General features: G+C 64.5%; 19 protein-coding genes. 9 read left to right on the forward strand and 10 right to left on the reverse strand.

Annotated features, from left to right (window positions below; all coding sequences use genetic code 11):
• Positions 1–60: 60 nt before the first annotated feature.
• The 7 genes from H7J73_RS31795 to H7J73_RS31825 form a co-directional block, all read right to left on the reverse strand.
• Positions 61–1,191: an NDMA-dependent alcohol dehydrogenase gene (locus H7J73_RS31795; RefSeq protein ID WP_264071829.1), complete on the reverse strand. Its 1,131-nt coding sequence runs from the start codon at positions 1,189–1,191 to the stop codon at positions 61–63.
• Positions 1,192–1,285: 94 nt separating this feature from the next.
• Positions 1,286–1,846, reverse strand: coding sequence for a nuclear transport factor 2-like protein (locus H7J73_RS31800; protein ID WP_264071830.1), 561 nt, complete (start codon positions 1,844–1,846; stop codon positions 1,286–1,288).
• Positions 1,847–1,848: 2 nt separating this feature from the next.
• The gene (locus tag H7J73_RS31805) at positions 1,849–2,055 is read right to left on the reverse strand and encodes a ferredoxin (RefSeq protein WP_264071831.1); all 207 of its coding nucleotides are present in this window, start codon (positions 2,053–2,055) and stop codon (positions 1,849–1,851) included.
• 19 nt (positions 2,056–2,074) lie between these two features.
• Positions 2,075–3,448 carry a lanosterol 14-alpha demethylase gene (locus H7J73_RS31810; protein ID WP_264071832.1) on the reverse strand — a complete coding sequence of 458 codons (1,374 nt, stop codon included), beginning with the start codon at positions 3,446–3,448 and terminating at the stop codon, positions 2,075–2,077.
• The gene (locus H7J73_RS31815) at positions 3,445–4,269 is read right to left on the reverse strand and encodes an SDR family oxidoreductase (protein ID WP_264071833.1); all 825 of its coding nucleotides are present in this window, start codon (positions 4,267–4,269) and stop codon (positions 3,445–3,447) included. Before H7J73_RS31815 ends, H7J73_RS31810 begins: the two co-directional genes overlap by 4 nt.
• 12 nt (positions 4,270–4,281) lie before the next feature.
• A complete protein-coding gene (locus tag H7J73_RS31820) occupies positions 4,282–5,511 on the reverse strand; it encodes a cytochrome P450 (protein ID WP_264071834.1) in 1,230 nt (409 codons plus the stop codon).
• The gene (locus tag H7J73_RS31825; protein WP_264071835.1) at positions 5,508–6,095 is read right to left on the reverse strand and encodes a TetR family transcriptional regulator; all 588 of its coding nucleotides are present in this window, start codon (positions 6,093–6,095) and stop codon (positions 5,508–5,510) included. The genes H7J73_RS31820 and H7J73_RS31825 overlap by 4 nt, the downstream gene beginning before the upstream one ends.
• A gap of 182 nt (positions 6,096–6,277) precedes the next feature.
• Between H7J73_RS31825 and H7J73_RS31830 the strand changes: the two genes are divergently transcribed.
• The 4 genes from H7J73_RS31830 to H7J73_RS31845 are packed head-to-tail and all read left to right on the forward strand — an operon-like array spanning position 6,278 to position 9,867.
• The gene (locus H7J73_RS31830) at positions 6,278–7,747 is read left to right on the forward strand and encodes an aldehyde dehydrogenase (RefSeq protein WP_264071836.1); all 1,470 of its coding nucleotides are present in this window, start codon (positions 6,278–6,280) and stop codon (positions 7,745–7,747) included.
• 37 nt (positions 7,748–7,784) lie between these two features.
• A complete protein-coding gene (locus tag H7J73_RS31835) occupies positions 7,785–8,546 on the forward strand; it encodes an SDR family oxidoreductase (protein WP_264071837.1) in 762 nt (253 codons plus the stop codon).
• Complete coding sequence (locus H7J73_RS31840; protein ID WP_264071838.1) at positions 8,546–9,418, forward strand: NAD(P)-dependent oxidoreductase; 873 nt, start codon at positions 8,546–8,548, stop codon at positions 9,416–9,418. The genes H7J73_RS31835 and H7J73_RS31840 overlap by 1 nt, the downstream gene beginning before the upstream one ends.
• 5 nt (positions 9,419–9,423) lie before the next feature.
• A complete protein-coding gene (locus H7J73_RS31845) occupies positions 9,424–9,867 on the forward strand; it encodes a carboxymuconolactone decarboxylase family protein (RefSeq protein WP_264071839.1) in 444 nt (147 codons plus the stop codon).
• Positions 9,868–9,914: 47 nt separating this feature from the next.
• Here the strand turns inward: H7J73_RS31845 and H7J73_RS31850 are convergent, their stop codons facing one another.
• Both H7J73_RS31850 and H7J73_RS31855 read right to left on the reverse strand, forming a co-directional pair.
• Positions 9,915–10,532, reverse strand: coding sequence for a TetR/AcrR family transcriptional regulator (locus tag H7J73_RS31850; protein WP_264071840.1), 618 nt, complete (start codon positions 10,530–10,532; stop codon positions 9,915–9,917).
• A 25-nt stretch (positions 10,533–10,557) separates the two neighbouring features.
• Positions 10,558–11,796 (reverse strand): cytochrome P450, encoded by a 1,239-nt coding sequence (locus tag H7J73_RS31855; RefSeq protein ID WP_264071841.1) that lies wholly within the window; start codon positions 11,794–11,796, stop codon positions 10,558–10,560.
• 134 nt (positions 11,797–11,930) lie between these two features.
• On the opposite strand from H7J73_RS31855, the gene purD reads away from it, so the two are divergent.
• Complete coding sequence (purD, locus tag H7J73_RS31860; RefSeq protein ID WP_264071842.1) at positions 11,931–13,199, forward strand: phosphoribosylamine--glycine ligase; 1,269 nt, start codon at positions 11,931–11,933, stop codon at positions 13,197–13,199.
• An 87-nt stretch (positions 13,200–13,286) separates the two neighbouring features.
• Here the strand turns inward: purD and H7J73_RS31865 are convergent, their stop codons facing one another.
• Positions 13,287–14,108, reverse strand: coding sequence for a mycofactocin-coupled SDR family oxidoreductase (locus tag H7J73_RS31865; RefSeq protein ID WP_264071843.1), 822 nt, complete (start codon positions 14,106–14,108; stop codon positions 13,287–13,289).
• Positions 14,109–14,332: 224 nt separating this feature from the next.
• Between H7J73_RS31865 and H7J73_RS31870 the strand changes: the two genes are divergently transcribed.
• From H7J73_RS31870 to H7J73_RS31885, 4 genes are all read left to right on the forward strand, one after another.
• Positions 14,333–15,520: an acyl-CoA dehydrogenase family protein gene (locus tag H7J73_RS31870; RefSeq protein ID WP_264071844.1), complete on the forward strand. Its 1,188-nt coding sequence runs from the start codon at positions 14,333–14,335 to the stop codon at positions 15,518–15,520.
• Entirely contained in the window at positions 15,517–16,257 is a 741-nt protein-coding gene (fabG, locus tag H7J73_RS31875; RefSeq protein WP_264071845.1) for a 3-oxoacyl-ACP reductase FabG, read from the forward strand. Before H7J73_RS31870 ends, fabG begins: the two co-directional genes overlap by 4 nt.
• A 126-nt stretch (positions 16,258–16,383) precedes the next feature.
• The gene (locus tag H7J73_RS31880; protein WP_264071846.1) at positions 16,384–17,616 is read left to right on the forward strand and encodes an acetyl-CoA C-acetyltransferase; all 1,233 of its coding nucleotides are present in this window, start codon (positions 16,384–16,386) and stop codon (positions 17,614–17,616) included.
• Positions 17,613–18,806: an acyl-CoA dehydrogenase family protein gene (locus tag H7J73_RS31885; RefSeq protein ID WP_264071847.1), complete on the forward strand. Its 1,194-nt coding sequence runs from the start codon at positions 17,613–17,615 to the stop codon at positions 18,804–18,806. Before H7J73_RS31880 ends, H7J73_RS31885 begins: the two co-directional genes overlap by 4 nt.
• The last annotated feature ends 16 nt before the right edge of the window (positions 18,807–18,822 follow it).

Genomic DNA, 18,822 nt, shown 5'->3' on the forward strand with positions numbered 1-18,822 from the left:
GGCCAACAGAAAAACCCCGCAGGTGCGTGATGCTCCTGCGGGGTTCGTCTGTCTGCGAATTCAGCGGTCGGCGTCGGTGAACCGGATGACACCGCGAATGTTGCGGCCCTCCAGCATGTCCGTGTAGCCGTCGTTGATCTGTTCCAGCTTGTACTGGCGGGTGATCATGTCGTCGAGGTTGAGCTTGCCCGCCTTGTACATCGACAGCAGCTGCGGGATGTCGAAGTGCGGGTTGCCACCACCGAAGATGGTGCCCTGCAGGTTCTTCTGCATCAGCGTGAGCATCGCCAGGTTCAGCGTGACGTTCTCGTCCAGCAGGCTGCCGATGGCGGTCAGCACGGTGGTACCACCCTTGGACGTCAGGTTCACGTAGGTGCCGACGTCCTTGCCTTCCAGCTCGCCGACGGTGACGATGACCTGCTTGGCCATCAGGCCCCAGGTGACTTCGGCGATACCGCCGAACGCAGTCTCGATATCCGGATAGGCATGTGTGGCACCGAACTTCAGTGCGGCGTCCCGCTTCCAATCGACCGGCTCGATGACGAAGATGTTGCGTGCACCCGCGTTGGCGGCACCCTGCACCGCGGACATGCCCACGCCACCGACACCGATCACGGCGACGTCGTCACCGGGGCGGATATTTCCTGCGCGGACGGCAGAGCCGTAGCCGGTGGTGACACCGCAGCCGACCAGGCAGGCGACCTCGAACGGAATCGACTTGTCGATCTTCACCACGGAGCTCTTGTGTACCACCATGTAGGGGCTGAACGTGCCCAGCAGGGTCATCGGGTAGACAGCCTGACCGTTGGCGGCGTGGATACGGTTCGTGCCGTCGGAGACGGCGAGTCCGCCGAGCAGACCCGCACCCAGGTCGCAGAGGTTACGCAGCCCGGCCTGACAGGACGGACATGCCCCGCACGACGGGATGAACGACAGGACGACGTGGTCGCCTGGCTCGAGATCCTCGACTCCTGGTCCGACCTCGGTCACGATGCCGGCGCCCTCGTGGCCACCCAGTACCGGGAACCCGGCCATCGGAATGCCACCTGTTACAAGATGGTGGTCGGAGTGGCACATGCCCGACGCTTCCATCTGGATTTTGACCTCGTCTTTGACGGGATCGCCGATCTCGATCTCCTCGATCGACCACGGCTGGTTGAACTCCCAGATAAGAGCACCCTTTGTCTTCATACCTACGTGCCTTCCGCTAGAGCCAGTGATTCCAGACTAGAGCCATTAGTTATCTCCGTCACAACCACCCCCAAGCAACTGCTCGGTGGGGAGCTCACCAGATCGGAACCGGACTCTCGCCGAGCGGGTAATAACCGGGGAGTTTCTCGCCGGCGACGCTGCGTTCGATGCGCTTCTGCATGGTCGGGGTGAGGTCGCCACTCTCGATGAGCTTGATGAACGCCTTCTGCACATGACCGAAGTCGAAGAAGTCGCGCTGCCACTCGATCTTCAGGGTCCCGTCTTCTTCGGTAAGACGGAACCAACTGCCGCCGATGCCGTAGATCTCGTCGCGGGTGCCGTCTTCCTTGTTGGCGACCTGTTTCCAGAAGCCGACGATCTCGTTCTGCTTCTCGTCGATGAGCACCTTCTGGTACTCGTAGTTCCAGTTCTCCAGGCCTTCCATCTCCAAGCCGAGGGCGACATCGCGGATCTCGTCCTTACCGATGCACATCACGTCTTCTTTGGGGCCGATGTTCCACCCGTAGGTGGCGTCGTCGGTGTAGAAGTCCGCCAGCAGCTTCCAGTCGCCGGCCGCCTCGCCGTCCTTGTTGGCCTGGAGCCAACGATCGACCCAGTTTTCGAGCTCTGCGCGACTCGCCTTTGAATCCGTCACAGTCAGTCCTTCTCTCTGAGTGAAATTGCTTGGGTGGGGCACATTTCGATCGCCCGCTCGACGTCCTGGCGGATGTCGTCGGGTGGTTCTGAATCGAGAATCTCGACGACGCCGCGCTTGGGCACCGAGAAGACATCGGGGGCCTCCAGTTCACACATGGCGTGGCCCTGGCACAGGTCCTCGTCGAGTTCCACGCGGTAGCAGCCCATGGTTATTCCTCTTGTCGCTCTAGCCGCGCTTGGCTCGTCTGCGGTAGCGCACCTTGGCCGGCTGGGCCAGCTGCACGACCATCTTCGAGTGATCGTTCTGGTAGCTCTCCGACGGCTGTGACATCTCGAATTCGTACTCGCGCAACAGCACCGAGAAGATTGCTTTGATCTGCATCTGTGCGAATGCCGCGCCGACACAGCGGTGCTTGCCCGCGCCGAACGGTATCCACGTCCAGCGGTTGATCAGGTCTTCCTGCCGCGGCTTCTCGTAGCGGTCGGGCTCGAAATCGTCCGGGTTGGGGAAGTCCTCGGGAATGCGGTTCGAGATTGCCGGGGATGCGGCCACCATCTGACCTTTGTGGATCGGGAACCCCGCCACTTCGAACTCGTCCTGCGCGACACGCATCAGGATGATCAGCGGCGGATGCAGGCGCAGTGTTTCCTTGAGCGAGTTGTCGAGCTTCGGGATCTGCCGCAGCGCATGGAAACTCACCTCCTGGCCGTCGGCGTAGAGGTCGTCGAGCTCCTGCTGGACCTGGGCGTACACCTCGGGGTGGCGCAGAAGTTCGATGAGCGTCCAGGACGAGGTGCCTGAGCTGGTGTGGTGACCGGCGAACATCAGTGAGATGAACATGCCGGTGACCTCGTTGGCGGTGAAGCGGGGGTTGCCCTGGTCGTCCTTGATCGAGACCAGCACGTCGAGCAGGTCGCGGTCTTCCTTGCCCTCGGGCGGGTTGGCGATGCGCCCGTCCATGATCTCCTGCACCAGCGCAACGAGTTTGACGCGGGATTCGTCGCGGATGCGGAAGCTCTCGATGTCCAGGTAGGGGTCGACGTAGCACAGTGGGTCGGTGCCGCGTTCGAGTTGGTGGTAGTACTGGGCGAACCGACTGTCGAGCTGCTCGCGGAATTTCAGCCCGATCAGGCAGGCCGTGGAGGTGTAGATCGTCAGCTCGGAGAAGAAGTCGAGCAGCTCGATCTCGCCTTCGTCGCCCCAGTCGGCGATGATCTTCTTGACCTCGTTCTCGATGGTGGCCGCGTGGCCCTTCATCTGCTCACCCCGTAATGCGGTGTTGTGCAACATCTCGGCCCGGCGCTCTGGGTCGGCGTCGAACACCACGCCTTCGCCGAAGATCGGCGTCATGAACGGGTAGGCCTCGGCCTGGTTGAGGTCGCTGTCGCTGGAGCGGAAGAAGAATTCGTTGGCCTCCGCCCCGGACAGCATCACTACCTGCTTGCCGGCGAGCTGGAACCACCCGACGTCACCGCATTCATCGCGGATGCGCTGCATCAGGCCGATGGGGTCGGTGCGGAACTCTGCGAGGTGGCCGTGTTCCTCTTCTTCGCCACCGGAAACTCGGGTGACCACCTTGGTGGCAGACGAATGAGTCATGAGTTCAGGTTCTCCTCGTTCAGAGCGAGCTTCTGGCGGTCTGTGGTGGTGGCCAGCGGAGCTTCGGGCTGCAACTCCATGTTCGCGATGAACCCGCCGCGCGGCGTCTCGGCGACGAACGTGATGGCGCGCGCCAGATCCGATGCGCGCAGAAAGTAGTCATGACGAGCCTGACCCCACTTGGCCCAATCCTCAAGAGCAGGACCGATGGACTCGGCGGGCAGACTCCATCCCATCGACGTCTTCGTCGGGCCCGGATGCACGATTGACGCTCGCACCCCGGTGCCCTCGAGTTCCATCTGATAGTTGGTCACCATCGCGACCAACGCCGCCTTGGCCGCGCCGTAGGCACCCATGTGGGGACGCTGCCGCAGCGCGACATCGGATCCGACGAAGATCAGGTCGCCGCGCTGGCGCTCGATCATGCCGGGCAGCACCGCGCCGGCCAGGCGGTTGGCGCCGACCAGATGGATCTGCAGCTGTGAGTTGAAGTCCTCGGTGGTGATGTCGGCCAACTTGCCGAAGTAGGTGTCACCCGCGCCGGCCACCAGGATCTCGATGTCGCCGAGCGCATCGACGGATTGCGCCACAAAGGTTTTCACCGAGTTGGGGTCGGTGACATCGAGATGGAATCCGACCGCCTCGCCGCCGTCGGCGTTGATCTTGCCGACCAGGTCGTCGAGCTTCTCGACGCGGCGGGCACCGAGTGCGACGGGGAACCCTCGCTTGGCGAGTTCGATGGCGGTGGCCTCCCCGATACCGGCTGAGGCACCAGCGACGATCGCGGGCCGGCGGTCAGGAAGTGGGGCGAAACGGGGCATGGTATCGGGCCTTCAGCGAGACTGGACGGTGATGGGCAGGTGGGCGAAGCCGCGGACATTGCTGGAGTGCACGCGAACCGAATTGGCCTCGTCCACTTCGTATCCGTGGATCCGCTTGAAGAACTCTTCGAGAGCGACTCTGGCCTCCATCCGCGCGAGGTGGGCACCGAGGCAGAAGTGGGCTCCGCTACCGAAGCTCATCAGCTTCGAGCCGATCTCCCGGCCGATGAGGTAGTCGTCGGGCCGGTCGAACACCCGCTCGTCTCGGTGTGCCGAACCGGGCAGCAGCAACAGCACGTCACCGTCGGGGATGGTGGTGTCGTAGAGCGTGAGTTCGCCGGCCACCGTGCGGGCCAGGATCTGGCTCGAGGTGTCATAGCGCAGGGTCTCTTCGACCCACAACGGGATTCGGGTCAGATCGGCGTAGATGGGTGCCAGTTGGTCCGGGTTCTTGTGTCCCCAGAACGCGGCGTTGGCCAGCAGCTTCGTGGTGGTCTCGTTGCCCGCGATGACCATCAGGAACATGAATCCGATGATCTCGTCCTCGGTGAGGCGGTCGCCGTCGATCTCGGCCTCCAGTAGCGCCGACGTGAGATCGTCGGTGAGCTGGTGGCGGCGTTCGCGCACCATCTCCTGGTAGTAGACAATCAAATTCAGCGATGCTTCGACAGCGGCCGCGGGGACATCGGTAACCCCCTCGTCGCGGTGCATCACGCCGTCGGCCCAGGCCCGCACCTGATCCCGGTCCGGCTGCGGTACTCCCATCAACTCGGAGATCACATCCATCGGAAGCTTGCCCGCGAACTCGTTGACGTAGTCGACCGGTTCCGCGCCGCCGGCCGCCTTGTCCATCATCACGTCGAGGTGCTGGATCGCGATCTCGGTGACGCGGGGTTCGAGTTCGCGAATCCGCCTCGGGGTGAATCCTTTTGACACCAGGGTCCGCAGACGCAGATGCGACGGATCGTCCATCGCCAGGAAAGACATCGTCTTGGCGGCGTGCGGCCCGCGCGATGCGGGATCGAGCGAGACGCCGAACTTGTTCGACAACGTGCTGCTGTTGCGGAAGCCCTGCAGCACATCGTGATGCCGCGACAGAGCCCAGAAGCCCAGTTCCTCGTTGCGGTACAGCGGGGCTTCGTCGCGGAGCCGTTGGTAGTACGGGTACGGGTCTTCGTGGAAGTCATAGTTGTACGGGTCGAGGAGGATTTCAGAGGGCATCTGACCGACAGTGGACGTCATGGAGCTTCTCCCAAGATGAGGCCGACGACATAGCTGAGCCGATCGGCGATCTGGTGATAGGTGAAGGCGCCGCTGCCCGCGTTGACAAGGGCGCCGAAGAAGGTCATCTCGAGGGCCGAGACGACCCGGGGGTCGGCGTCCGGTCCGACGGCCGAGCGGATGCGACGGTGAATCTCGCCGCCGATTCGCTCCCGCACCAGGGTGACCGCGGGGTCGGCACCGGTCAGCAGGGCGGTAGTACAGGCCGCGGCCACTTCGGGTTCGTCGGCCACCGCCAGCACCATGCTGCGCAGCGCTCGCTGGACGCGGCTGGGCATGGGTTCGTTGACATCGGTGAAGTACGGCACCTGCTTGAGGAGGTCCAGGTAGACCTCGGCGATCAGATGGTTCTTCGACGAGAAGTAGGTGTAGGCCGTGGCAGGCGCGACTTTGGCGCGGGCGGCGACGGCGCGGACCGTCAGGTCGCTGTATGAGGATTCGCGCAACATCTCGATACCCGCGGAGAGCACCTTGCGGAAGGTCTCTTCCTGCCTGCGGTTTCGCGGCATCTCCCCTGTGACGGCTACCACCGCGTCGCTGGACACATGTCCAAGTTATCGGACGACGGTAGGGCTAGGCAAGTGCGGCAGAAAGGATCGAGTGTGAAGTGCAGGTATAGCGGAAATCGGGGCGAAGGGGCCGTCGGCCCTTGCGACCGGCGCAGCGTGAAGGCTATGGTTCGACTGAATTCAGCCGGACAGTTGTCCAGAAAATAAGGGGAGATCCGATGGCCTTACTGGGCGATGGCGAGAGTCGACTTTTCATCGACGGCAGGCTGGTGGCCGGTGGCGGTGGCACCTTCACCACGGTCAACCCCGCGACCGAAGAAGTACTCGGCGTCGCCGCGGATGCCACCGTCGACGACATGAGCAGCGCCATCGGCGCCGCGCGCGCCGCGTTCGACGAGACGGACTGGGCCACCAACGTCGAGTTGCGGGTGCGTGGCATCCGCCAGCTGCAGCAGGCGATGCGTGACCACGCCGAAGAACTGCGTGAACTGGCCATCGCCGAGGTGGGCGCGCCTCGGATGCTGACATCGATGGCGCAGCTGGATGGCCCGGTCGAGGATCTCAGCTTCTGCGCTGACACCGCCGAGAGCTACCAGTGGACCACCGATCTCGGCATTGCCGCGCCCATGGGTATCAAGACCCGCCGAACCATCGCCAGGGAGGCGATCGGCGTCGTCGGCGCCATTACACCGTGGAACTTCCCGAATCAGATCAATCTCGCGAAGCTCGGCCCTGCGCTGGCGGCGGGCAACACCGTTGTACTCAAGCCGGCGCCCGACACCCCTTGGAGCGCAGCGGTTCTCGGCCAGCTGATTCTCGAATTCACGGACATCCCCGCCGGTGTCGTGAACATTGTCACCTCCAGCGATCACGGGGTGGGAGCCCAGCTGTCACAAGATCCGCGGGTGGACATGGTGTCGTTCACCGGATCGACGAACACGGGTCGCGCCGTGATGGCAGACGGGGCGGCGACGCTGAAGAAGGTCTTCCTCGAACTCGGGGGCAAGTCGGCCTTCCTGGTTCTCGACGATGCGGATCTGGCCGGGGCGTGCTCGATGTCGGCCTTCACCGCGTCGATGCATGCCGGTCAGGGCTGCGCCATCACCACCCGCCTGGTGGTGCCGCGTGCACGTTACGACGAGGCTGTCGAGGCAGCGGCGGCGACGATGGCGGGTTTGAAGCCGGGCGATCCGAACGATGCGGGCACCATCTGCGGACCGGTCATCTCGGCGCTGCAGCGCGACCGGATCCAGGGTTATCTCGATTCGGCGATCGCCGAGGGCGGTCGATTCGCTTGTGGTGGTGGACGTCCCGCTGATCGCGACACGGGCTTCTTCATCGAACCGACGGTGATCGCCGACCTCGACAACAATGCGAAGGTCGCCCGGGAGGAGATCTTCGGCCCGGTGCTGACCGTTATCGCCCATGATGGCGACGACGACGCCGTGCGGATCGCCAACGACTCGCCTTATGGGTTGTCTGGGACCGTCTTCTCCCCCGATGAGGAGCGCGCTGCGGGCGTGGCGGCGCGGATGCGGGTCGGCACCGTGAATATCAACGGCGGCGTCTGGTACTCGGCGGACGTGCCGTTCGGCGGCTACAAGCAATCCGGTATCGGCCGGGAAATGGGACTGGCCGGCTTCGAGGAATACCTCGAGCTCAAAGCGATTGCCACGGCGTCGAATTAACTGCGCCGATGAACTAGAAAGCCAAGGAGGGCTTCACGTGGGATTTTACGGAGATCAGTTCAAAGACAAGGTGGTCATCGTCACCGGATCGGGCGGCGGCATCGGGCAGGCATACGCCGAGGCTCTCGCGCGTGAAGGCGCCGCTGTGGTCGTGGCCGACATCAATATCGAGGGCGCCAAGAAAGTCGCCGACGGCATCAAGGGTGAGGGCGGCACGGCGCTGGCGGTGCCGGTCGACGTCTCCGACCCGGAGTCCGCGAAAGAGATGGCCGCCCAGACATTGTCGGAGTTCGGCGGCATCGACTACCTGGTCAACAACGCCGCCATCTTCGGCGGGATGAAGCTGGATTTCCTGATTACGGTCGACTGGGAGTACTACAAGAAGTTCATGAGCGTGAACCTCGACGGTGCGCTGGTGTGCACCCGCGCGGTCTATCGCAAGATGGCCAAACGCGGCGGCGGGGCGATCGTCAATCAATCGTCCACGGCTGCCTGGCTGTACTCGAATTTCTACGGTCTGGCCAAGGTCGGGATCAACGGGCTCACCCAGCAGCTGGCGACCGAATTGGGTGGGCAGAATATCCGGATCAACGCCATCGCGCCCGGCCCGATCGACACCGAGGCCAACCGGACGACCACGCCGCAGGAGATGGTCGCCGATATCGTCAAGGGAATCCCGTTGTCGCGCATGGGACAACCGGAGGACCTTGTCGGCATGTGTCTGTTCCTGCTGTCGGATCAGGCCAAGTGGATCACCGGCCAGATCTTTAACGTCGACGGCGGACAGATCATCCGCTGATGAGTACCGCTACCGGAGACGTGAAAGTCGGCTACATCGGACTGGGTAACCAGGGATTACCGATGGCCAAGCGGCTCGTCGACTGGCCTGGTGGATTGGTTGTCTTCGACGTGCGGACCGAAGCCATGACGCCGCTGGCCGAACTCGGCGCCGGATTGGCCGACAGCGTGGCCGATGTCGCGCAGGCCGATGTGATCAGCGTGACCGTGCTCACCGACGCACAGGTCCGTGACGTGGTGGGTCAACTGGGTGCACACGCCAAACCCGGCACAGTGATCGCGATCCACTCCACGATCGAGCCCGACACGGCCGCCGAGCTGGCTGAGCAGTTGCGGGTAGGCGGCATTCACATCGTCGATGCCCCGGTCAGCGGCGGTGCCGGTGCCGCGGACAAGGGCGAACTGGCCGTCATGGTGGGCGCGAGCGACGAGGCGTACGAACTGGTCAAGCCGGTGTTCAAACAGTGGGCCTCGATGGTGGTCCGTGCCGGTGAGCCGGGAGCGGGGACCCGGATGAAGCTGGCCCGCAACATGTTGACCTACATCGGTTTCGCCGCCGCCTTCGAGGCGGCGGCGCTGGCGGAGGCTGCCGGTATCGACCTGCAGAAGCTGGGCCGGGTGGTGCGGCATAGCGACGCTCAAAGTGGTGGGCCCGGTGCGATTCTGGTCCGCGACGACACCAAACCGCTGGAGCCGGACAACTTCCTGTACAACATGTTCGTGCACACCCGTGGACTGGCCGAGAAGGATCTCGGACTGGCGCTGGGACTGGGTAAGGCCACCGGCGTCGATCTGCCGCTGGCCGAGATTGCGTTGCGTGATCTGGCCGCCGGCCTCGGTGTGGCGCAGAGAACTTCGACAGGTGAGGGATGAGCCCGATGAGCACAGACGAACTGCGCCAAAAAGGTCTGGCGAAGATGAACGAGGTTTACGGCTGGGAGATGCCGGACTCGCCCGGTGACTACTTCGCGCTGACAGCCGACCATCTTTTCGGCACGATCTGGAGCCGTCCGGGGCTGTCCATGCGGGACAAGCGCATCATGACGCTGACGGTCGTGACGGCGCTGGGCATCTCGGATCTGGCCGAGATCCAGGCAAACGCCGCGCTGCACAACGAGGAGATCACCGCCGACGAGCTCAAGGAGATGGCGATCTTCCTCACCCACTACCTGGGCTTCCCGCTGGGCTCGAAGCTGGATGGGGCTGTCACCAAGGTGATCGCCAAGCGGAAGAAGGCGGCGGAGCGGGGCGAGGGCGAGGACAAGAAGGCCAACGTCGACGACGCCCTGCGGATGCACTCCGGCAAGGGCCGCGACGTCTAGCACCTCTGCGCGCCGTCATCATGTGATGACGCTTGGGGGAGCTACCCCTAGTCCGAAACGAAGATCACCGCAGGCGGTGTGACCGCCGCCCCCACCCACCGACGCAGGTAGGCCCGCAGCCGCTCGCCGGTGCGCGGGGGTCGGCCCGGGTCGATGACGAACGACTGGATGATGCGCAGCAGGTGCTCGGCGAGTTCATCCAGGTCGTCTTCGGAGTAGCCCAGCGCCGTCCAGTCCACGTCGAAGCGGCGCAGCATGGACTTCGCGAACTGCACGGCGACATCCGATGTCACTGATTCGGTGTGGGTATTGGCCTTGCCCGGCTCGATCAGCAGCCCGATGTGTTTGTCGGCGGGCAGCCACTCCAGTGCGGTCGCGATTCCTTCGGTGACCGCGTCGACGGGATCGGTCACACCACGTAGGTGCGCCGAGAGGCGGTCAAGGAAATCGCCGGTGGAGTGCACGGCAGCCGCCACCAGTAAGGCATCCGTACTGGGGAAATAGCGGTACACCGTCTGCCGGGTGACGCCCAGGGTGCGGGCCACGTCGGCGATGCTGATATCGGCGCCGCGCTCGTCGATCGCTTTACCCGCCGCGGTCAGGATGCGCGCAATGGCCTCGTCGTCGCTGGCCGGTGCCGAACCGGACCAGCCGTGCGTGCGCATAGCGAAATGATAGCCAGCAGAGGGCTCAACCCGAGTAGCTGACCTGCAGATCCTTGACCCCGTTGATCCAACCGGATCGAAGGCGCTGTGGCTCAGCGACTTTCGTGATATCCGGAAGCTGGTCGGCGAGCTCGTTGAAGATCAGCTTGATCTCCATCCTGGCCAGGTTGGCGCCGATGCAGAAGTGTGCACCGTTTCCGCCGAAGGCCAGATGCGGGTTGGGGTCGCGCAGGATATTGAATTGGAACGGCTTGTCGAACACGGTCTCGTCGTAGTTGGCCGAACTGTAGAACAGGCCGACGCGCTGCCCTTCGCGAATGGCCACCCCGCCGAGTTCGGTGTCGGCCAGCGCCGTGCGCTGGAAGCAGTGCACCGGCGAAGCCCAACGGACGATCTCGTCCACGGTGGACGCCGGTCGCTCGCGCTTGAAAAGCTCCCACTGGTCCGGGTTTTCGAGGAAGGCGTTCATCCCGTGCGTCATCGCATTGCGGGTGGTCTCGTTGCCTGCCACGGCCAGGAGAATGACGAAGAAGGCGAACTCGATATCACCCAGGACAGCTCCGGTTTCTCCGTCGGCCTGGATCAACCGTGTGACGATATCGTCGGCCGGGCAGCGCCTGCGCTCCTCGGCCATGGTGTAGGCGTAGCCCATCAGCTCGGCGTTGGCGACCGTCGGATCCGAATCGAAGTCCGGATCATCGGTGTTCATGATGCAGTTGGTCCAGTGAAACAGTTTGGCGCGGTCGGCTTCCGGTACACCAAGCAGGTCGGCGATGGCCAGCAGCGGCAGGCCGGTCGCGATGTCATCGACGAAATTTCCGCTGCCCTTCGACGCGGCGGCTGCGACGATCTCGCGGGCAGCGACTGCCAGCTTCTCCTCGAGCGCGGCCACCGAGCGCGGGGTGAACAGCCGCGAGACGATCTTGCGCAGCCGGGTGTGCTCAGGTGCGTCGTGGTTGATCAGCAGCGCCTTGGTCAGCTCCAGCTGTTCGCTGGTGACGCCGTCCGGCAATCGCATCACCGCACCCTTGCGGTTGGTCGACCACAGGTCGCTGTTGCGTGAGATGGCTTTGATGTCCTCGTGGCGGCTGATCACCCAGTAGCCGCCGTCGTCGAAGATCGATTCTTCCTGGGCGTTCCACCACACCGGAGCGGTCTTACGCAGCCGGGCGAACTCGGTGACGGGGATTCCCTGGAGCAGGACATCGGGGTCGGTGAAGTCATAGCCCTGGCCGAATGGACAGGCGTTTTCGATGGTGGTCAAGACGGATCGCCTCCTGGTGTGATGCGAGACACGTGATGTCACGACCATACACTGAAGAATCATGTGTATGGCCAAAGATTCGGAGAGCAGGTGCTCGATCGGGTGCGGCTGACGGACCGATAGGGTGAGAACTCGTGCGCGTCCTCGTGATCGGATCCGGTGCCCGTGAACATGCGCTGCTGCTTGCCCTGCGGCGCGATCCGCAGATCGAGGCGCTGGCGGTAGCCCCGGGCAATGCCGGCACCGCGTCACTCGCTGAGCAGTACGACGTCGACGTCTCTTCTGGCGACGCCGTGGTCGCACTGGCCCGCAAGGTGGCTGCCGATCTGGTGATCATCGGTCCCGAGGTGCCGCTGGTACTCGGCGTGGCCGATGCCGTGCGGGCGGCGGGTATCGCCTGTTTCGGCCCGTCGAAGGACGCCGCCCGCATCGAGGGTTCCAAAGCGTTCGCCAAAGATGTGATGACCGCCGCCGGGGTTCGCACAGCCACCAGCGAGATCGTCGACAACCCGGCACACCTGGACGCGGCCCTGGACCGGTTCGGTCCCGCCGCCGGCGATCAGGCCTGGGTGGTCAAGGATGACGGACTGGCCGCGGGCAAGGGCGTCGTCGTGACACCCGATCGGGACGCTGCCCGTGCCCACGCCGCAGCCTTGCTCGATGGCGGTCATCCGGTTCTGCTCGAATCGTTTCTGGACGGTCCGGAGGTCTCGCTGTTCTGTGTGGTAGACGGCGAGACGGTGGTGCCGCTACTGCCGGCGCAGGATTTCAAGCGGGTCGGCGACGGCGATACCGGACCCAACACCGGCGGAATGGGTGCCTACGCGCCGCTGCCCTGGCTACCGGATGAGATCACCGCGCAGATCGTCAGCGAGATCGTCGAGCCCGTCGCGGCCGAATTGGTCCGGCGGGGCAGTTCGTTCTCGGGTCTGCTCTACGCCGGTCTGGCGATCACGTCCAAGGGTCCCTCGGTCGTGGAATTCAACTGCCGCTTCGGTGATCCGGAAACGCAATCGGTGCTAGCCCTGCTGGATTCCCCGCTGGGGCAGCTGCTCAATGCCGCCGCTACCGGCGAGCTCGCCGCCTTCGAAGAGCTGCGCTGGCGTAACGGGTCGGCCGTCACCGTTGTGGTCGCCGCCGAGAACTACCCCGGCCGTCCTCGGGTTGACGATGTGATCACCGGGTCCGAAGCCGACGGGATCCTGCACGCCGGTACGACCCGCCGCGAGGACGGTGCCATCGTGTCCGCCGGCGGTCGCGTACTGGCCGTCGTCGGGACCGGCGCCGACCTGGCTGCCGCGCGGGCCGACGTGTACTCCAAAGTCGCGTCGATTCGCCTGCCGGGCAGCCATTTCCGCACCGATATCGGCCTCGCTGCCGTAGAGGGTCGCATCCACCTCTGATCGCGGAACGAAACCTTCTGTTCCACAATCAGTTCCGGTATCTGGGTAGTCGATTGCGCACCTCGCGCCGGTATCTGTGCTCCAGAGCTAAAAGACCGTCGCGCCGAGATCGACGGCAATCCGGGAGGCGGTGACCAGTCTCGACTCGTCGCTGGCCAACCAGCTCACTGCGTCGGAGATGTCTTCCGGCTCGGCGATGAAGTCGGGCAGGAACGGCGTGACCATCGTCATCAGGTTGGGGTTTGCCTCACTGGCCCGGGTCAGCGCGCCCATCATGTCGCCGGTGCCCATCGGAGTATTCACGGCACCGGGATGCAGGCTGTTGCATCGGATCTTGTGCTGGCCGAGTTCGGCGGCGAAGCCGCGTGCCATGCCGGTGACGGCGTGCTTGCTGGCGGTGTAGTGAATCATGAACGGCTGCATTTTCAGTCCGGCCGCCGAACTGACCAGGATGATCGACCCGCCGCGGCCACCGTCGATGATCTTCTGTGCGCCGGCCATCACTGCGTTCCACGTGCCGGTGACGTTGATGTCCATCACGTCTTTGAAGGACTCCGGGGTGATGTGGTTCCAGGCTTGGGGGGCGGTGATCCCGGCATTGGCGACGATGACATCGAGGCGACCGAACTCGGCCACCCCTTTGTCGACGGCGGCGGTGAGGGCGTCGAGGTCCCTGGTGTCGGCGACGGTGGCGAGTATGCGGCGACCGGTGGCCTCCACCAGGCGCACGGTCTCGGCCAGGTCCTCGGGCGTAGCCGAGTCGTAGGGAACACTCGGCGGGAGCGGGCCCGCGATGTCGACGGCGATGATGTCGGCGCCGTCGTTGGCCAACCGAACGGCATGCGCGCGGCCCTGCCCCCGCGCCGCACCGGTGATGAAAACCACTCTGCCGGAAAGTCTTCCGCTCACATGCGCTCCTTCACGTTGGTCACCCCAGGTCGGTGGATAGGCTGGTGTGCACGGCGCTCGGCACTCGTCATATCGAAATGCTCACTGTAATACTGAGGACAACTACCGGTCGCCGGAGAAGCATCCAGTCCCGAACTGGTTAGATGGCCTAGATATCGTGACAGTCGACGCGCAATTTGTAAAGTGTCACGCGAAGCGGGCCCTGACGCGAGGAGCATGCCACCATGACCGCCCCCAATGCGGCTGCCGCCGAGGTCGGAGACGAGGACTTCCGGGAGATCCTCGCCCAGACCCGACATTTCGTCCGGACCGCGGTGGTACCGCGGGAATCCGAGATCCTCGCCGATGACCGTGTTCCCGACGACATCAGGGACGACGCCAAGAAGATGGGGCTGTTCGGCTACGCCATCCCGCAGGCGTGGGGTGGACTCGGGCTGAACCTCGTCCAAGATGTCGAGATGGCAATGGAGTTCGGCTACACCTCATTGGCGTTGAGGTCGATGTTCGGCACCAACAACGGCATCGCAGGTCAGGTGCTGGTCGGCTTCGGTACCGACGAACAGAAGTCCCGCTGGCTCGAAGGCATCGCCTCGGGTGATGTCGTCGCGTCCTTCGCCCTGACCGAGCCGGGAGCCGGTTCCAACCCGGCGGGCTTGCGGAGCACCGCGGTCCGCGACGGCGACAGCTGGGTGCTCAACGGTCAGAAGCAGTACATCACCAACGCGCCGACGGCAGATCTGTTCATCGTCTTCGCCCGGACGCGGCCCGCCGACTCCGACGGCGCCGGGATCGCGGTGTTCCTGGTCCCCGCCGATGCCGAAGGCGTCGTGGTGGGACCCAAGGACGCGAAGATGGGCCAGGAGGGCGCCTGGACGGCGGACGTCAGCCTCACCGACGTGCGGGTGCCGGATAGTGCCCTGATCGGCGGGAGCGAAGACATCGGCTATCGGGCCGCGATGACCTCGCTGGCCCGCGGACGGGTGCACATCGCCGCACTGGCGGTGGGATCGGCGCAGCGCGCGCTCGACGAATCGGTCGCGTACGCGGCGACCGCCACCCAGGGCGGGACACCGATCGGGAACTTCCAATTGGTGCAGGCGATGATCGCCGACCAACAGACTCAAGTGATGGCGGGGCAGGCCCTGGTGCGGGAAGCCGCCCGGAAGTGGGTGACCGAAGAAGACCGACGCATCGCCCCCTCCGCCGCGAAGCTCTTCTGCACCGAGATGGTCGGGCAGGTCGCCGACCTGGCCGTGCAGATCCACGGCGGCGCCGGCTACATGCGGGGCGTCACCGTCGAGCGGATCTATCGCGAAGTGCGGCTGCTACGACTGTACGAGGGCACCAGTGAGATTCAGCGATTGATCATCGGAGGCGGCCTCGTCAAGGCGGCCCAGCGGGGAGGTAAATGATGCTGCTGCAAGGACAGACTGCGGTCGTGACAGGCGGTGCGCAGGGCTTGGGTCTTGCTATCGCGCAGCGTTTCATCGTCGAGGGCGCACGGGTGGTGCTCGGTGACCTGGACCTGGCGGCGACCGAAGCTGCTGCCACATCGCTCGGTGGCGACGACGTCGCCATCGCGGTGCGCTGCGACGTGACGTCCGGCGATGACGTGGAAGCACTTGTCAACACGGCGGTGCACCGCTTCGGCGGTCTGGATGTGATGGTCAACAACGCCGGCATCACGCGCGACGCGACGATGCGCAAGATGACCGAGGAACAGTTCGACCAGGTGATCGCCGTGCATCTGAAGGGCACCTGGAACGGGCTGCGCAAAGCCGCGGTGATCATGCGGGAGGCCAAGAGCGGCAAGATCATCAACATGTCGTCGCTGTCGGGCAAGGTCGGGCTGGTCGGTCAGACCAACTACTCGGCGGCGAAGGCGGGCATCGTCGGGATGACCAAAGCGGCCGCCAAGGAACTGGCCCACCTCGGGGTGCGGGTGAATGCGATCCAGCCCGGCTTGATCCGCTCGGCGATGACCGAGGCCATGCCGCAACGGATCTGGGACGAGAAGGTGGCCGAGGTGCCGATGGCCCGTGCCGGTGAGCCGAGCGAGGTGGCCGGCGTCGCGCTGTTTCTGGCCTCGGACCTGTCGTCCTACATGACGGGGACGGTGATGGAAGTGACCGGCGGGAGATTCATGTGAGCAGATCGGGCCCGTGTGAGTCGAGTGAGCGGAACGAGCGCCAGCGAGAGACGGGAACGAGATGAGCAGATCAGGCCTGCGTGAGTCGAGTGAGCGGAACGAGCGCCAGCGAGAGACGGGAACGAGATGAGCAGATCAGGCCTGCGTGAGGCGGTGATCTGTGAGCCGGTACGGACGCCTATCGGGCGCTACGGCGGCATGTTCACGTCGCTGACGGCCGTGGAACTCGGGGTGACGGCACTGAAGGGTCTACTCGAGCGCACAGCGCTCGACCCCGACGCGATCGACGACGTGATCCTCGGGCACTGCTACCCCAACAGCGAAGCGCCCGCGATCGGCCGGGTGGTGGCGTTGGACGCGGGTCTGCCGATCACCGTGCCGGGCATGCAGGTCGACCGTCGCTGCGGCTCAGGTCTGCAGGCCGTGATCCAGGCGGCGCTTCAGGTGGCCAGTGGGAGCAATGACCTGGTGATCGCCGGCGGTGCTGAAAGCATGAGCAACGTCGCGTTCTATTCAACCGATATGCGCTGGGGTGGAGCACGTTCCGGTGTCGCGGTGCATGACGGGCTGGCCCGCGGCCGCATCACCTCCGGCGGCAAGGACTATCCGGTGCCCGGCGGCATGCTGGAGACCGCCGAGAATCTGCGCCGCGAGTATGGCATTTCGCGGGTCGAGCAGGACCAGCTGGCCGTCACCTCGCACCAGCGGGCGGTGGCGGCGCAGAAAGACGGGATCCTGGCGCAGGAGATCATCCCGGTGACGGTACGCAGCCGATCAGGCGACGACGTGATCTCCCTCGACGAGCATCCCCGTGCCGATACCACGGTGGAATCCCTCGGCAAGCTCAAGCCCGTTCTTGGCAAAGGTGATCCAGAGGCCACGGTGACGGCGGGCAACGCCAGCGGGCAGAACGACGCCGCGTCGATGTGCATCGTCACCACCGCGGAGAAGGCGGCCGAACTCGGCCTGACCCCATTGGTCAAGCTGGTGTCGTGGGGCGTGGCCGGAGTGGCACCCGACATCATGGGGATCGGGCCGGTACCCGCCACCGATCTCGCGCTGGCCAAAGCCGGCCTGGCGCTCAGCGATATTGACCTGATCGAGCTGAACGAAGCCTTCGCCGCCCAAGCGCTGGCGGTGATGCGTGAATGGAAATTCGGTGCGGGTGATCGGGACCGGACCAATGTGCACGGCTCGGGTATCTCGCTGGGGCATCCAGTCGGAGCTACCGGCGGCCGGATGCTCGCCACCTTGGCTCGGGAGTTGCACCGTCGCGGAGGCCGCTACGGGCTGGAGACCATGTGCATCGGCGGCGGCCAAGGTCTGGCTGCTGTGTTCGAGCGAGTGGGTGGAGAATGACCAGATTGGCGCAGACTCTGGGTCTATCTGAGATTCAGACCGAAATCCTCTCGGCAGTAAGGCAATTCGTCGACAAGGAGGTGATCCCGCACGCGCAGGAGTTGGAGCATTCCGACACCTACCCGCAGGCCATCGTCGACGCGATGAAGGAGATGGGCCTCTTCGGGTTGATGATCCCCGAACAGTACGGCGGCCTCGGTGAGTCGCTGCTGACGTACGCGTTGTGCGTCGAGGAACTGGCCCGCGGCTGGATGAGTGTGTCCGGGGTGATCAACACGCACTTCATCGTCGCCTACATGATCCGTCAGCACGGCACCGATGCCCAGAAGCAGTACTACCTGCCGAAGATGGCCATCGGTGAGACGCGCGGCGCGTTCTCGATGTCCGAACCAGAACTGGGCTCTGACGTCGCGGCGATCCGAACCCGTGGTGTCCTCGGCGAAGACGGCAGCTACACCATCACCGGACAAAAGATGTGGCTGACCAACGGCGGCAGCTCGACATTGGTCGCCGCCTTGGTGCGCACCGACGAAGGGGCCGACACGCCGCATCGCAACTTGACTGCGTTCCTGATCGAGAAGCCGGCCGGTTTCGGGGAAGTTCTTCCCGGACTGGTCATTCCGGGCAGGCTCGACAAGATGGGATACAAGGGGATCGACACCACCGAGTTGATCTTCGACGGCTACCGGGCCAGCGCTGATGACGTGCTCGGTGGCGCGCCGGGGCAGGGTTTCTTTCAGATGATGGACGGTGTCGAGGTCGGCCGCGTGAACGTCTCGGCCCGCGCCTGCGGTGTGGGTATCCGGGCTTTCGAACTGGCTGCCCGCTACGCGCAGCAGCGGCGCACGTTCGGCAAGCCGATCGCCGAACATCAGGCCATCGCGTTCCAGCTCGCCGAGATGGCAACCAAAGTTGAGGCGGCGCACCTGATGATGGTCAACGCCGCCCGCCTCAAGGATTCCGGTGAGCGCAACGACGTCGCCGCCGGCATGGCCAAATACCTGTGCAGTGAGTTCTGCGCCGAAGTCACCCAGCAGAGCTTCCGCATCCACGGCGGGTACGGCTACTCAAAGGAGTACGAGATCGAGCGGCTGATGCGCGACGCGCCCTTCCTGCTCATCGGCGAGGGCACCAGCGAAATCCAGAAGAACATCATCAGCAAGCGGCTGCTCGCCGAGTACCGCATCTGAACCAAGAGATAGGCAG

It is taken from the genome of Mycolicibacterium komossense (genome assembly GCF_025822605.1).
In the GTDB taxonomy this organism is placed as follows: domain Bacteria; phylum Actinomycetota; class Actinomycetes; order Mycobacteriales; family Mycobacteriaceae; genus Mycobacterium; species Mycobacterium komossense.

What these genes read in the sequence shown, in the direction of transcription:
- H7J73_RS31805 (WP_264071831.1), bottom strand. Translation starts at nt 2,055, where the DNA reads ATGGGCTGCTACCGCGTGGAACTCGACGAGGACCTGTGCCAGGGCCAC.
- H7J73_RS31795 (WP_264071829.1), bottom strand. Translation starts at nt 1,191, where the DNA reads ATGAAGACAAAGGGTGCTCTTATCTGGGAGTTCAACCAGCCGTGGTCG.
- H7J73_RS31880 (WP_264071846.1), top strand. Translation starts at nt 16,384, where the DNA reads ATGAGCAGATCAGGCCTGCGTGAGGCGGTGATCTGTGAGCCGGTACGG.
- H7J73_RS31870 (WP_264071844.1), top strand. Translation starts at nt 14,333, where the DNA reads ATGACCGCCCCCAATGCGGCTGCCGCCGAGGTCGGAGACGAGGACTTC.
- H7J73_RS31850 (WP_264071840.1), bottom strand. Translation starts at nt 10,532, where the DNA reads ATGCGCACGCACGGCTGGTCCGGTTCGGCACCGGCCAGCGACGACGAG.
- H7J73_RS31885 (WP_264071847.1), top strand. Translation starts at nt 17,613, where the DNA reads ATGACCAGATTGGCGCAGACTCTGGGTCTATCTGAGATTCAGACCGAA.
- H7J73_RS31830 (WP_264071836.1), top strand. Translation starts at nt 6,278, where the DNA reads ATGGCCTTACTGGGCGATGGCGAGAGTCGACTTTTCATCGACGGCAGG.
- fabG (WP_264071845.1), top strand. Translation starts at nt 15,517, where the DNA reads ATGATGCTGCTGCAAGGACAGACTGCGGTCGTGACAGGCGGTGCGCAG.
- H7J73_RS31840 (WP_264071838.1), top strand. Translation starts at nt 8,546, where the DNA reads ATGAGTACCGCTACCGGAGACGTGAAAGTCGGCTACATCGGACTGGGT.
- H7J73_RS31820 (WP_264071834.1), bottom strand. Translation starts at nt 5,511, where the DNA reads ATGACGTCCACTGTCGGTCAGATGCCCTCTGAAATCCTCCTCGACCCG.
- H7J73_RS31845 (WP_264071839.1), top strand. Translation starts at nt 9,424, where the DNA reads ATGAGCACAGACGAACTGCGCCAAAAAGGTCTGGCGAAGATGAACGAG.
- H7J73_RS31815 (WP_264071833.1), bottom strand. Translation starts at nt 4,269, where the DNA reads ATGCCCCGTTTCGCCCCACTTCCTGACCGCCGGCCCGCGATCGTCGCT.
- H7J73_RS31810 (WP_264071832.1), bottom strand. Translation starts at nt 3,448, where the DNA reads ATGACTCATTCGTCTGCCACCAAGGTGGTCACCCGAGTTTCCGGTGGC.